This window comes from Streptomyces sp. NBC_00316 (assembly GCF_036158715.1).
Classification (GTDB): Bacteria; Actinomycetota; Actinomycetes; order Streptomycetales; family Streptomycetaceae; genus Streptomyces.
The window spans coordinates 7227677-7241038 of sequence record NZ_CP108023.1 but is presented as its reverse complement, the minus strand read 5'-3'; the positions used below and the strand labels follow the sequence as shown (position 1 = coordinate 7241038).

General features: G+C 69.9%; 12 protein-coding genes. 1 reads left to right on the top strand and 11 read right to left on the bottom strand.

The features are described from left to right. The first annotated feature begins 11 nt into the window (after positions 1–11). Positions 12–1241 carry a DUF349 domain-containing protein gene (locus OG878_RS32250; protein ID WP_328890037.1) on the top strand — a complete coding sequence of 410 codons (1230 nt, stop codon included), beginning with the start codon at positions 12–14 and terminating at the stop codon, positions 1239–1241. 96 nt (positions 1242–1337) lie between these two features. Here the strand turns inward: OG878_RS32250 and OG878_RS32245 are convergent, their stop codons facing one another. The 11 genes from OG878_RS32245 to pdxS all read right to left on the bottom strand — a co-directional run bounded on the left by OG878_RS32245 (position 1338) and on the right by pdxS (position 13149). Continuing rightward, on the bottom strand, positions 1338–3824 hold the full coding sequence (locus OG878_RS32245; RefSeq protein ID WP_443049281.1) for a RelA/SpoT family protein: 2487 nt from the start codon (positions 3822–3824) through the stop codon (positions 1338–1340). Positions 3825–4098: 274 nt separating this feature from the next. Further along, positions 4099–4650, bottom strand: a complete 552-nt coding sequence (locus OG878_RS32240; RefSeq protein ID WP_328890035.1) for an adenine phosphoribosyltransferase — start codon at positions 4648–4650, stop codon at positions 4099–4101. Continuing rightward, positions 4650–5750 (bottom strand): protein translocase subunit SecF, encoded by a 1101-nt coding sequence (gene secF, locus OG878_RS32235; protein ID WP_328890034.1) that lies wholly within the window; start codon positions 5748–5750, stop codon positions 4650–4652. Before secF ends, OG878_RS32240 begins: the two co-directional genes overlap by 1 nt. A gap of 1 nt (position 5751) precedes the next feature. Next, positions 5752–7485 carry a protein translocase subunit SecD gene (gene secD / locus OG878_RS32230; protein ID WP_328890033.1) on the bottom strand — a complete coding sequence of 578 codons (1734 nt, stop codon included), beginning with the start codon at positions 7483–7485 and terminating at the stop codon, positions 5752–5754. A gap of 147 nt (positions 7486–7632) precedes the next feature. Next, the gene (gene yajC / locus OG878_RS32225) at positions 7633–8112 is read right to left on the bottom strand and encodes a preprotein translocase subunit YajC (RefSeq protein WP_328890032.1); all 480 of its coding nucleotides are present in this window, start codon (positions 8110–8112) and stop codon (positions 7633–7635) included. 165 nt (positions 8113–8277) lie between these two features. Then, positions 8278–9351, bottom strand: a complete 1074-nt coding sequence (ruvB, locus tag OG878_RS32220) for a Holliday junction branch migration DNA helicase RuvB (protein ID WP_328890031.1) — start codon at positions 9349–9351, stop codon at positions 8278–8280. 71 nt (positions 9352–9422) lie between these two features. Then, positions 9423–10049, bottom strand: coding sequence for a Holliday junction branch migration protein RuvA (gene ruvA / locus OG878_RS32215; protein WP_328890030.1), 627 nt, complete (start codon positions 10047–10049; stop codon positions 9423–9425). Next, positions 10046–10618: a crossover junction endodeoxyribonuclease RuvC gene (gene ruvC, locus OG878_RS32210; protein ID WP_328890029.1), complete on the bottom strand. Its 573-nt coding sequence runs from the start codon at positions 10616–10618 to the stop codon at positions 10046–10048. The genes ruvA and ruvC overlap by 4 nt, the downstream gene beginning before the upstream one ends. A gap of 195 nt (positions 10619–10813) precedes the next feature. Then, complete coding sequence (locus OG878_RS32205; RefSeq protein WP_328890028.1) at positions 10814–11566, bottom strand: YebC/PmpR family DNA-binding transcriptional regulator; 753 nt, start codon at positions 11564–11566, stop codon at positions 10814–10816. A gap of 62 nt (positions 11567–11628) precedes the next feature. Then, on the bottom strand, positions 11629–12222 hold the full coding sequence (pdxT, locus tag OG878_RS32200; RefSeq protein ID WP_328890027.1) for a pyridoxal 5'-phosphate synthase glutaminase subunit PdxT: 594 nt from the start codon (positions 12220–12222) through the stop codon (positions 11629–11631). A gap of 6 nt (positions 12223–12228) precedes the next feature. Further along, positions 12229–13149 (bottom strand): pyridoxal 5'-phosphate synthase lyase subunit PdxS, encoded by a 921-nt coding sequence (gene pdxS / locus OG878_RS32195; protein ID WP_030968722.1) that lies wholly within the window; start codon positions 13147–13149, stop codon positions 12229–12231. Positions 13150–13362: the final 213 nt, after the last annotated feature.

Here is a 13362-nt window from a genome sequence, read left to right as displayed (position 1 = left end):
GAGGAGGCGCTGTGAGCAGCGACCCGTGGGGCCGCGTCGATGAGACGGGCACCGTGTACGTGCGTACAGCCGATGGCGAGCAGGTCGTCGGATCGTGGCAGGCCGGATCTCCCGAGGAGGCTCTGGCCTACTTCGAGCGCAAGTACGAGGGCATCGTGGTCGAGATCGGCCTCCTCGAGCGGCGGGTGAAAACCACCGACCTGTCGGCGAAGGACGCGACGACCGCCATCGAACATCTGCGTCAGCAGGTCGACGAGCATCACGCGGTCGGTGACCTCGCTGCGCTGCGCGTGCGGCTGGACGCACTGGTCGCGACGGTCGAGTCCCGTCGCGAGGAGCGCAAGGTCCAGAAGGCGAAGCAGACCGACGAGGCGAAGCACGCCAAGGAGGCGCTGGTCGTCGAGGCCGAGGAGCTGGCGCAGAGCGAGCAGTGGCGCTCGGCGGGCGAGCGGCTGCGGGCGCTCGTCGACACGTGGAAGGGCCTGCCGCGGCTCGACCGCAAGTCGGACGACGAGCTGTGGCACCGCTTCTCGCACGCGCGCTCGGCGTTCTCCAAGCGACGCAAGGCCCACTTCGCCTCGCTGGACGCCCAGCGTGAGGACGCCCGCAAGGTCAAGGAGAGACTGGTCGTCGAGGCCGAGTCGCTCTCCGGTTCCACGGACTGGGGGACGACGGCCGCGCGCTACCGCGACCTGATGACGGAGTGGAAGGCGGCGGGCCGCGCCCAGCGCGAGGCCGAGGACGATCTGTGGAACCGCTTCCGCGGTGCGCAGGACATCTTCTTCGCCGCCCGCAGCGAGGTCTTCGCCGAGCGGGACGCGGAGCAGGGCGAGAACCTCAAGCTGAAGGAAGAGCTCGCGGCCGAGGCCGAGAAGCTGGTGCCGGTGACGGACCTGAAGGCGGCCAGGGCCGCGTTCCGTGCCCTCAACGAGCGCTGGGAGGCCATCGGCCACGTGCCGCGTGACGCCCGCCCGAAGGTCGAGGGGCGGATGCAGGCGGTGGAGCGGGCGCTCCAGGAGGCCGAGGAGTCGGAGTGGCGCCGGACGAACCCTGAGGCGCGTGCGCGCGCCGCGGGTCTGACCGGTCAGCTGCAGGCGGCCGTGGACAAGCTGCGCACGCAGATCGACACGGCGCGCGCCGCGGGCAACAACGCCCGGGCCGACAAGCTGGCCCGTGAGCTGGAGGGCCGCCAGGCGCTGCTGGACCAGGCGCTGAAGGGCCTGGAGGAGTTCGGCGGCTGAAACCGGTCACCGCATGAGGAAGGGGCTCCTGTACGTGGCGTACAGGAGCCCATTCCTCGTGTGCACGGTGCGCGTTGCCGCCCCGGTGGGTGCGCGTTACGGCCGGCGGGCCGAGGTGACGCGGTAGACGTCGTAGACGCCCTCCACGCCCCGTACGGCCTTCAGGACGTGTCCGAGGTGCTTCGGGTCGCCCATCTCGAAGGTGAAGCGCGAGGTGGCCACCCGGTCGCGCGAGGTCTGCACCGCCGCCGACAGGATGTTGACGTGCTGGTCGGACAGGACGCGCGTGACGTCGGAGAGCAGACGCGACCGGTCAAGGGCCTCGACCTGGATGGCGACCAGGAAGACCGAGGACTGGGTGGGTGCCCATTCGACCTCGAGGATCCGCTCCGGCTGCTGCGACAGCGAGTCGACGTTGACGCAGTCGGCGCGGTGCACGGAGACACCGCTGCCGCGGGTGACGAACCCGATGATCGGGTCGCCGGGGACGGGGGTGCAACAGCGGGCCAGCTTGACCCAGACGTCCTCGACGCCCTTGACGACCACACCCGGATCGGCGTTGGAACGCCGCTTGCCCCGGCTGCGGGACGGCGGTGAACTCTCGGCGAGGTCCTCGTTGGCCGCGTCCTCGCCGCCGAGCGCCTGCACCAGCTTCTGCACGACGCCCGCGGCGGCGACATGGCCTTCACCGATCGCCGCGTACAGCGACGAGATGTCGGGGTAGCGCATCTCGTGGGCGAGTGTGACCAGGGAGTCGCCGGTCAGGATCCGCTGGATCGGCAGGTTCTGCTTGCGCATGGCGCGCGCGATGGCGTCCTTGCCCTGCTCGATCGCCTCGTCGCGGCGCTCCTTGGAGAACCAGCCGCGGATCTTGTTCCGGGCGCGCGGCGACTTGACGAAGCCGAGCCAGTCGCGGGACGGCCCTGCGCCGGCCGCCTTGGAGGTGAAGACCTCCACCAGGTCGCCGTTGTCGAGGGTCGATTCGAGCGGTACGAGCCGCCCGTTGACGCGTGCTCCTATGGTCCGGTGGCCGACCTCCGTGTGCACGGCATACGCGAAGTCGACCGGTGTGGCGCCCGCGGGCAGCGCTATGACGTCGCCCTTGGGCGTGAAGACGAAGACCTCGTTGCGCGACAGGTCGAAGCGCAGCGAGTCCAGGAACTCGCTGGGGTCCTCGGTCTCCTTCTGCCAGTCCAGGAGCTGGCGCAGCCACGCCATGTCGTTGACGGTGTCCTGCCGCGCCCCCTTGCCGGGGCTCCTGGGGACGTCGGTGCGCACCTTCGAGGCGCCCGCGACGGCCTCCTGCTTGTACTTCCAGTGCGCGGCGATGCCGTACTCGGCGCGGCGGTGCATGTCGAAGGTGCGGATCTGCAGCTCGACGGGCTTGCCGCTGGGACCGATCACCGTGGTGTGCAGCGACTGGTACATGTTGAACTTGGGCATCGCGATGTAGTCCTTGAACCGGCCGGGGACCGGATTCCATCGCGCGTGCACGGTGCCGAGCGCCGCGTAGCAGTCGCGCACGGTGTCGACGAGGACCCTGATGCCCACCAGGTCGTAGATCTCGGCGAAGTCCCGGCCCCGCACGATCATCTTCTGGTAGACGCTGTAGTAGTGCTTCGGGCGTCCGGTGACGGTGGCCTTGATCCGGGCGGCCCGCAGATCGGCCTGGACCTCGTCGGTCACTATGGCGAGGTACTCGTCACGCTTGGGCGCACGCTCCGCGACGAGGCGGACGATCTCGTCGTACATCTTGGGGTAGAGGATCGCGAAGGCGAGGTCCTCCAGCTCCCACTTGATGGTGTTCATGCCCAGGCGGTGGGCCAGGGGCGCGTAGATCTCGAGCGTCTCGCGGGCCTTCTTCTCCTGCTTCTCCCGCTTGAGATAACGCATCGTGCGCATGTTGTGCAGCCGGTCGGCGAGCTTGATGACGAGGACCCGCGGGTCCTTGGCCATCGCGACGACCATCTTGCGTACGGTCTCGGCCTGCGCGGCCTCGCCGAACTTGACCTTGTCGAGCTTGGTGACGCCGTCGACCAGCAGGGCGACCTGGTCGCCGAAGTCGCGGCGCAGTGTGTCCAGGCCGTACTCGGTGTCCTCGACCGTGTCGTGCAGCAGCCCCGCCATCAGCGTCGCCGGGTCCATGCCGAGCTCGGCGAGGATCGTCGTGACGGCCAGCGGGTGGGTGATGTACGGGTCGCCGCTCTTGCGCTTCTGGCCGCGGTGCCAGCGCTCCGCGACCTGGTAGGCGCGCTCGATCTGGCGCAGCGTGGCGGTCTCGATCTTCGGGTCGTTGCTGCGGACGGCCCGCAGCAGCGGTTCGAGCACCGGGTTGTACGGGCTGGAGCGCTGCACCCCGAGGCGGGCGAGTCTGGCCCGCACCCGGTTGGAGGAACCGCCTGAGCGCGCCACGGCGCCGGCCGGGGCCACCGGCCTCGCGACGGGCTTGGCCGGGGGCTTCTCGGCGGCCGGCGACGGAGCGGCGGGGGCAGGCCGGCCGACGGCCCCGTTCGCCTTGATGGCCGCCTGCGCCGGACCACTGACGGGTTCGGGGGCCGGGGGCTTCGGCTTCTCCTTCGCCACGGGCTGCTTCTTTTCGGGCGTGGCTGGGACCGCCGCGGGCTTGTCGGGCTGCGGGGCGGCGACTGGCTGGGCCTCGTCTGGCAAGAGCACTCCTCGTGCGGATCCGGACACCCGGAAAGGCCATGGTATCGACCCTGCGGCCGGACCTCCCCCGGGGACGGTGGGACCCGTCACAACGCGGGACGGGCACCCGGCTGTTCCCGGGTGCCCGTCCTGTGTGAGCAGGTGTGCCGTCCGCGTACGGACCGTTACGTTCCGCTGCCGGGGGCGGCGCTCAGATGGTGATCAGAGCCTCCAGCGGGACACCGCCGAGCCCTTCCTCGAGCCGGACGCGGCCGCCGAGGAAGCCGAGCTCCATGAGGACCGCGACGCCCGCGACCTGGGCACCGGCCCGCCGGATCAGCTCCAGCGAGGCCTCGGCGGTGCCGCCGGTGGCGAGGACGTCGTCGATGACCATGACCCGGTCGCCGGGGACGAGGTCCTCGGCGTGGATCTCGATCTCCGCGGTGCCGTACTCGAGCTCGTACGCCTGGCTGAGCGTGGCTCCGGGGAGCTTCCCCGCCTTGCGGACGGGTACGAAGCCGAGCCCGGCCCGGACCGCGACCGGTGCGGCCAGGATGAAGCCGCGCGCCTCCAGTCCGACGATCTTCGTGGCGCCGTGCCGGACGCACAGCTCGGCGAGGGCGTCGGTCAGGGCCGTGAACGCGACCGGGTCCGCGAGCAGCGGGGTGATGTCCTTGAACATCACGCCCGGCTTCGGGTAGTCCGCCACGTCACGGATCCGGCTGAGCAGCAGTTCCCTGATGCTCCCGGTGGTGCTGGTCATCAACGCTTCCCCGGAGTCCGGCCGTGGCCCCTGGGCTGCTGACGCTGACCGACCACCGCAGCGGCGGGTGCGGCGTCCGCGGGGACGTCGTCGTCGTACGACTGCTCGTCCTCGGCGGACTCGCCCTTGGCGGCGGCTGCCGCGCGCTTGGCGAGAATCCGCTTCTTCAGGGCCTTCATCTGCGGCTCGCGTTCCTTGAGGTCGGCGACCAGCGGGGTGGCGATGAAGATCGAGGAGTACGCACCGGCGGCGAGGCCGACGAACAGCGACAGCGAGATGTCGTTCAGCATGCCTGCGCCGAGGACACCGCCACCGATGAACAGCAGGCCGGCGACGGGCAGCAGCGCCACGACGGTGGTGTTGATGGAGCGGACCAGGGTGCCGTTGATCGACCGGTTGGCGATCTCGCTGTACGTCCAGCGGGTCTGCTTGGTGATCCCCTTCGTGCCCTCCTTGAGGCTGTCGAAGACGACGACCGTGTCGTACAGGGAGTAACCGAGGATCGTCAGCAGACCGATCACGGTGCCCGGGGTGACCTCGAAGCCGACCAGGGCGTAGATACCCACCGTGATCGTGATGTCGTGGATCAGCGCGACCAGGGCCGCGATCGCCATGCGCCACTCGAACGCGATGGCCAGGTAGATCACCACGAGGATCATGAAGACGCCGAGGCCGGTCCAGGCCTTGTTGGCGATCTGCTCACCCCAGCTGGGGCCGACCAGGTCGGCGGCGATCTTCTCCTCGGGGACCCCGAGGTCCTCGGAGAGCTGCGCCTTGATCTGGTCGGACTTGGCGGTGTCCACCTCGCTGATCTGAATGCGCAGGCCGCCGTTGCCGAGCTTCTGGACGATCGCCTGGTGACCGGAGGCGGCCACCGCGTCCTCCTCCGCCTGAGCGATGGAGACGCTGGTCTTCGGCGTGGTGAAGACCGCGCCGCCCTTGAACTCGATGCCCATGTTGAGGCCACTGACTGCCAGGCCGAGGATGGCCGTGATGGTGATCAGGATCGAGACGCCGTACCAGATCTTGCGCTTGCCGATGAAGTCGTAACCGACATCGCCGCGGTAGAGCCGGGCGCCGAGACTGCCGAGTCGCGACATCTCACGCCTCCTTCGGGTCGGTGGGGGCGTGGACACGGCGCGAGCGGCGCAGCGGCGGCTTGGCGCCGAGCCGCTTCGGGTCCAGACCGGACCACGGGTGGCCGCTGGAGAAGAACTTCGTGCGGGCCATCAGCGTCATGACGGGCTTGGTGAAGAGGAACACCACGACCACGTCGAGCAGAGTGGTGAGACCCAGCGTGAACGCGAAGCCCTGGACCTTGCCGACGGTGACGATGAAGAGCACCGCGGCGGCGAGGAACGACACGAAGTCGGAGACCAGGATCGTGCGCCGGGCGCGCGGCCAGGCCCGCTCGACGGCGGGACGCAGGGTGCGGCCCTCACGGATCTCGTCGCGGATGCGTTCGAAGTACACGATGAACGAGTCCGCTGTGATACCGATCGCGACGATGGCGCCGCAGACCGCGGGAAGGTTGAGCGCGAAGCCGATGGCCGGGCCGAGCAGCGCCATGAGCGTGTAGGTCAGGATGCCGGAGACCAGGAGGCTCAGGAGCGCGATGAGGGCCAGACCGCGGTAGTACGCGACCAGGTAGATGACGACCAGGGCCAGGCCGATGGCGCCGGCGATCAGGCCCGCCCGCAGCTGCTCGCCGCCGAGCGCCGCGGTGACCGTGGTGACGGTCTCCTCGTTGAACGAGAGCGGGAGCGCACCGTAGGACAGCACGTTGGCCAGGTCCTGGGCGGACTGCTGGGTGAAGCTGCCGGAGATCTCGGCACTGCCGCTGAGCGTCTCGTTCACCTGGGGCGCGGAGACGACTTCGCCGTCGAGCGCGATGGCGAACTGGTTCATCGGCGACTGCTGCGTGGACAGCTTCGAGGTGATCTCCTGGAACTTCTTCGAGCCCTTGCTCGTGAAGTCCATCTGCACGATCCACATGCCGCGCTGCTGGTCGATCGTGGCCTTGGCGCTGTCGACGTCCGTACCGGAGACGGCGGCCGGGCCGAGGACGTACTTGGCGTCACCCTCGGAGCTGCACGCGATCGTGGTGTCGGTGGGCTTCGCGTTGGCACCGGCCTTCGCGCGGCCGGCCTTCGTGGAGCAGTCCAGGGCGGCGAACCGCTTCTGGAGGTCGGCGGTGGCCGCGTCGACCGAGGCCGACGGGCTCGCGGACGCCTTCGGCGCCGAGGCGCTCGGGCTGGGCGAGGTGTCCTTCTTCAGGGCGCCGGTGACTGCGCGGCCCTGCGTCGTGGCGCTCGCCGAGGGAGTGGCCTTCGAGCCGGAGGTCGTCGCCTTCGCGCTGGGCGAGGCGCTCGGCGCGGGCGAGCCGGAGGCCGAGGGACTGGCGGTGTCCGTGGGCGTCGCCTGGCCTGCGGTCACGGCGAGCACGGGCCGGAAGTAGAGCTGGGCGGTCGTACCGACCTGTTCCCGGGCCTGCTTCGAGTTCGTCCCCTTGGGGATGTTGACGATGATGTTGTCCCGGCCCTGGGTCTGGACCTCGGCCTCGGAGACACCCAGACCATTGACACGGCGTTCGATGATGCTGACCGCGGTGTCCATGTTGGTCTGGTTGATCGCGTCCGGCTTACCGGGCTGGCTCTTCGCCTTGAGCGTGATCGACGTGCCGCCCGCCAGGTCGATACCCAGCCGAGGCGTGGTGTGACCGGACAAGAACATCCCGCCGGTGAGCGCGACCAGCGCGATCAGGATCAGAGCCAGGGCACGCCCTGGCTTGCCCTGACCGCCGGACGGCCCTCGGCCCTTCTTCGGTGCTGCCACCTTCTCGTTTCTCCCTGTCCAACCGCCCCGCGCCGGGTACGCGCCCGAGCGGCCACGAAGTGTTGTGGGGACCTGCCCCCGCAGAAGATCGCACGTTCCGGGGGATGCCGGATGCCGGTCGGCTCACAGCATCCCCCAGGTCGTGACCTACTTGGCGTCGGCCTCGCCGTCGGCCTTGTCCTTGGACTTCTCGTCGGCCTCGGCGTCCTTCGGCTCGACGTCGTCGGCCTCGGCCTTCTTGCCCAGGTCGATCTTGGCGTTGTCCGAGGAGTCCTCGTCGGCCTCGGCCGCCTCGGTCAGCGACGAGGCGTCGTCCGGCACGATCGCGCCGTCGATGTCGTCGCCGTCACCGTGGACGATCCGGTTGTACTCCGCGTCGTCGAGGACGGCGCCGATGGAGTTCTTGGCGTAGATGGCGTGGACGCCGGGTGCGACCTCGAGGACAACCGTGTCGTCGTGCAGCTCCTTGACGGTGGCGTACATGCCCCCGATCGTCCGGACGCCGGTGCCGGGCTGCATCTCGTTGCGCATCTGCGCGGCGGCAGCCTGCTTCTTCTTGGCGGACCGGGTCATCAGGAACATGGCCCCGATGAGCACGATGAAGGGGAGGAGAGTCACGGGATTCACGGGACGAGTTTCCTTCGCACGACCGCGCTGAAATGCGGCCTGATCTACGGGGGTGGGTATGCCGCCCTGTACGGACGGCATCGGCGGAGTCTAAGCGAGTCCGCATCGATGGAACAACGCCCAGCATGGCACCGTGGTTCCTGATGTGGGCCAACCTGTGACGCATCACGCCCCAAAAAGGTCCTGTTGTCCCTTTCCGCCGTGAGGCGGGGGGACGAGGCCCAGATGAGTCCAGGCCGCGGGGGTGGCGACCCGGCCCCTCGGTGTCCTGGCCAGCAGACCTTCCCGCACCAGGAAGGGCTCCGCGACCTCCTCGACGGTCTCGCGCTCCTCCCCCACGGCGACCGCGAGGGTGGACAGGCCGACTGGGCCGCCGCCGAAGAGCTTCAGCAGCGCGCCGAGCACCGCCCGGTCCAGCCGGTCCAGGCCCCTGGCGTCGACCTCGTACACCCCGAGCGCCGCGGCGGCCACGGTGCGGTCGATCCGGCCGTCCGCCTTGACCTGGGCGTAGTCGCGGACGCGGCGCAGCAGCCGGTTGGCGATACGGGGCGTGCCACGGGAGCGGCCGGCGATCTCGGCGGCGCCGTCGGCGTCTATCGCCACGTCGAGGAGCCGTGCGGAACGGTGGATGACACGTTCCAGCTCGGCGGGGGCGTAGAACTCCATGTGGCCGGTGAAGCCGAAGCGGTCGCGCAGCGGGGGCGGCAGGAGTCCGGCCCGGGTGGTGGCGCCGACCAGGGTGAAGGGCGGCAGCTCCAGCGGGATGGCGGTGGCGCCGGGGCCCTTGCCGACGATGACGTCGACCCGGAAGTCCTCCATCGCCATGTAGAGCATCTCTTCGGCGGGCCGTGACATGCGGTGGATCTCGTCGAGGAAGAGGACCTCGCCCTCCTGGAGGGAGGAGAGGATCGCGGCGAGATCGCCCGCGTGCTGGATGGCGGGACCGGAGGTGATCCGGATCGGGGCGCCCATCTCGGCCGCGATGATCATGGAAAGGGTGGTCTTGCCGAGGCCGGGAGCGCCGGAGAGCAGGACGTGGTCGGCGGTCGCGCCGCGGGCGCGGGCCGCCTTCAGTACCAGGTCGAGCTGCTCGCGCACCTTCTCCTGACCGACGAACTCGTCGAGGTCCTTCGGCCGCAGTGCGGCCTCGACCGCGGTGTCCTCGCCGTCCGCTCCGGCGTCCACGAGGCGCTCGTCGAGCCGCTCGTCGGTGTCGGGTCCGGTCTCGTCCCAGTTCATTCGGTCAGTCCCGCCTCGGGTGTTTCGGTGCCGGGCCGTGCGCTGCCCGTGCGTCAGGGTGTCGCGTCGGGTCAGCGTGCGCGGTTGAGGGTCTGCAGTGCGGCGCGCAGCAGCTGCGGTACGGGCGGCTGAGCCCCCTCGGCGAGGGCGGCCTCGGCCTGCGGGGCAACGGCGGCGAGCGCTTCGTCGGCCTCACGTGTCGCGTAGCCGAGGCCGATCAGGGCGGCCTGCAGCTGGTCGCGCCAGGAAGCGGAGACGGCGGTGCCGTTGGCCTGGCGGCCGATATGGGTGCCGACCGGCTCGCCGAGCCTGTCCTTCAGTTCGAGGAGGAGCTTCTGCGCGCCCTTCTTGCCGATACCGGGCACGGCGGTGAGCGTCTTCTCGTCGCCGGTGGACACGGCGAGACGCAGGGCGTCCGGGCTGTGCACGGCCAGCATCGCCTGGGCGAGCCGGGGGCCGACGCCGCTGGCGGTCTGCAGCAGCTCGAAGACCTGGCGCTGGTCGTCGTCGGCGAAGCCGTAGAGGGTGAGCGAGTCCTCCCGTACGACGAGGGAGGTGGCCAGCCGGGCCTCCTGGCCGATCCGCAGGCCGGCCAGGGTCTGGGGGCTGCACTGGACGGCCATGCCGATGCCGCCGACCTCGATCACGGCCGTGGTCGGGGCGAGTGCGGCGACGGGGCCGCTGACGAAGGCGATCATCGGGGGACCTTCCGGACGGGAGCTGCGGGTGTACGGGGAACACGCGGGGCGCGGGCCGCCGCGGCGGCCGCATGCGCCTGCTGGAGGCGGTTGACCGCGGGCGCCCGCCAGATGTGGCAGATGGCCAGCGCCAGGGCGTCGGCGGCGTCGGCGGGCTTCGGCGGGGCGTCGAGCCTCAGCAGCCGGGTGACCATGGCTCCCACCTGCGCCTTGTCGGCACGGCCGCTGCCGGTGACGGCGGCCTTCACCTCGCTGGGGGTGTGCAGGGCAACGGGGATGCCGCGGCGGGACGCGCAGAGCATGGCGACCGCGCTGGCCTGGGCGGTGCCCATCACCGTACGGACGTTGTGCTGGCTGAACACCCGCTCCACGGCGACGAATTCGGGCCGGTGCTCGTCGAGCCACTCCTCGATGCCGCGCTCGATGGCGACCAGCCGGTGGCCGAGCTCCGCGTCGGACGGGGTGCGCACGACACCGACGCCGAGCATCGTCAGCGGGCGGCCCGCGACGCCTTCGACGACGCCGACGCCGCACCGGGTCAGCCCCGGGTCCACGCCCAGTACCCGCATGAAGCGCGCCCCCTCTGCCGATCGGTCAACTGTTCCCGCAGGCTATCGGCTCGCACTGACAATGCGACGGGCCGACGGGGTGTGTCCCCGTCGGCCCGTCGGCTCCGCCTGCGCGGAGGGTGCCATCTGTACGGCGGCCGGACGCCGCCCGTGTCCGGGTCGTCCCCGCCGGGCGGGGAGGCGTCGTCCTCCGACTCAGGCGTCGACCTTCTCCATGACCTCGTCCGAGACGTCGAAGTTGGCGAAGACGTTCTGCACGTCGTCGCTGTCCTCCAGCGCGTCGATCAGCTTGAAGATCTTGCGCGCGCCCTCTTCGTCCAGGTCGACCTGCATGGTGGGCAGGAAGTTGGCCTCGGCCGAGTCGTAGTCGATACCGGCCTCCTGGAGCGCGGTACGGACCGCGACCATGTCGGTGGCCTCGCTGACGACCTCGTAGGACTCACCGAGGTCGTTGACCTCCTCGGCGCCCGCGTCGAGCACCGCTCCGAGGACGTCGTCCTCGGTCAGCTCGCCCTTGGGGACGATGACGACGCCCTTGCGGTTGAAGAGGTACGAGACCGATCCCGGGTCGGCCATCGAGCCGCCGTTGCGGGTCATCGCGACCCGTACGTCGGAGGCGGCACGGTTGCGGTTGTCGGTGAGGCACTCGATGAGCACCGCGACGCCGTTCGGGCCGTAACCCTCGTACATGATCGTCTGATAGTCGACGCCGCCCGCTTCGAGACCGCCACCGCGCTTGACCGCGGAGTCGATGTTCTTGTTCGGGACGGAGCTCTTCTTCGCCTTCTGGATCGCATCGACGAGGGTCGGGTTGCCCTCGGGGTCCACACCGCCGGTGCGGGCAGCGACCTCGATGTTCTTGATCAGCTTCGCGAAGAGCTTGCCGCGCTTGGCGTCAATCACGGCCTTCTTGTGCTTCGTCGTAGCCCATTTAGAGTGGCCGGACATCTGCCTGTCTCCTTCGCGTCACCAATTTCTTAACGAACCCGAGAGATCCTACCGGGATCGAGTCAGCTGACTGCGCGCACCATGTCGACGAAGAGCGCGTGAACTCGGTGGTCCCCGGTCAGTTCCGGGTGAAATGACGTCGCCAGGGCGTTTCCCTGCCGTACGGCGACGATGTGACCACCGTGCTCGGCCACGACCCGGGCCTGTGCGCCGACCGACTCCACCCAGGGGGCCCGGATGAAGACGCCTTCGACCGGACCGCCCTCGATCCCGGTGACCTCGACGGCCGCCTCGAAGGACTCGTTCTGCCGCCCGAAGGCGTTCCGGCGCACGATCATGTCGATGCCGCCGATGGTCTCCTGGCCCGAGCGCGGGTCGAGGATCTTGTCGGCCAGCAGGATCATTCCTGCGCAGGTGCCGTAGACCGGCATTCCGGCGCGTACCCGCTCGCGCAGGGGCTCCAGCATGCCGAACAGGACGGCCAGCTTGGACATCGTGGTGGACTCGCCGCCGGGTATGACGAGACCGTCGACCTCGGCGAGTTCCTCGGGGCGCCGGACCGGCCTGGCCAGGGCGTCCGCCGAGGCCAGGGCGATCAGGTGCTCCCGTACGTCGCCCTGGAGAGCCAGGACTCCGATCACAGGGGTGTCGCTCATCAGTGACTACCAGCCGCGGTTGGCGTAGCGCTCGGTCTCGGGCAGGGTGTCGCAGTTGATGCCGACCATGGCCTCGCCCAGGTTGCGGGAGGCGTCCGCGATGATCTTCGGGTCGTCGTAGAAGGTGGTGGCCTTCACGATGGCGGCGGCGCGCTTGGCCGGGTCGCCGGACTTGAAGATGCCGGAGCCGACGAAGACGCCCTCGGCACCGAGCTGGCGCATCAGCGCGGCGTCGGCCGGCGTGGCGACGCCACCCGCGGAGAAGAGCACGACGGGCAGCTTGCCGAGCTCGGCGACCTCCTTGACCAGCTCGTACGGGGCGCGGAGCTCCTTGGCGGCGGCGTACAGCTCGTTGTTGTCGTAGCCGCGCAGCCGGGCGATCTCGTTCTTGATCTGGCGCAGGTGGCGGACGGCCTCGACGACGTTGCCGGTGCCCGCCTCGCCCTTCGAGCGGATCATGGCCGCACCCTCGGCGATCCGGCGCAGCGCCTCGCCCAGGTTGGTGGCGCCGCAGACGAACGGCGTGGTGAAGGCGAACTTGTCGCTGTGGTTGACCTCGTCGGCCGGGGTGAGGACCTCGGACTCGTCGATGTAGTCGACACCGAGGGACTGCAGGACCTGGGCCTCGACGAAGTGGCCGATGCGGGACTTCGCCATCACCGGGATGGAGACGGCCTCGATGATCTCTTCGATCATGTTCGGGTCCGACATCCGGGCCACGCCGCCGTCCTTGCGGATGTCGGCGGGCACCCGCTCCAGGGCCATGACGGCCACGGCGCCCGCGTCCTCGGCAATCTTCGCCTGCTCGGCGTTGACGACGTCCATGATCACGCCGCCCTTGAGCTGCTCGGCCATGCCGCGCTTGACGCGGGCGGTGCCGGTCGCCGGGGAGTCGGTGGACTGCGGGGTGGTGGGAAGCGTGGACACGGATCGACCTCACTCGGAGAAAAGATGCTGAACGTGCTGATTGATGCGCTGCTCAGCAAACTCTGCGCAACCAGTCCACAGCAAGGGCCAATGGCAGGCCGGTGGATCGTTTTGGCCGTCCAGGGGCGTGCAGGGCCGTGCACGGGACGCACGGTGGGCCGTCCGGGGGAATGGGCGGCTGCCGTCTCGTGCGCGACGGGCGGCCCTCCGGAG

What these genes read in the sequence shown, in the direction of transcription:
- OG878_RS32240 (WP_328890035.1), bottom strand. Translation starts at nt 4,650, where the DNA reads ATGACCAGCACCACCGGGAGCATCAGGGAACTGCTGCTCAGCCGGATC.
- secF (WP_328890034.1), bottom strand. Translation starts at nt 5,750, where the DNA reads ATGTCGCGACTCGGCAGTCTCGGCGCCCGGCTCTACCGCGGCGATGTC.
- ruvB (WP_328890031.1), bottom strand. Translation starts at nt 9,351, where the DNA reads ATGAACTGGGACGAGACCGGACCCGACACCGACGAGCGGCTCGACGAG.
- ruvA (WP_328890030.1), bottom strand. Translation starts at nt 10,049, where the DNA reads ATGATCGCCTTCGTCAGCGGCCCCGTCGCCGCACTCGCCCCGACCACG.
- ruvC (WP_328890029.1), bottom strand. Translation starts at nt 10,618, where the DNA reads ATGCGGGTACTGGGCGTGGACCCGGGGCTGACCCGGTGCGGCGTCGGC.
- OG878_RS32205 (WP_328890028.1), bottom strand. Translation starts at nt 11,566, where the DNA reads ATGTCCGGCCACTCTAAATGGGCTACGACGAAGCACAAGAAGGCCGTG.
- pdxT (WP_328890027.1), bottom strand. Translation starts at nt 12,222, where the DNA reads ATGAGCGACACCCCTGTGATCGGAGTCCTGGCTCTCCAGGGCGACGTA.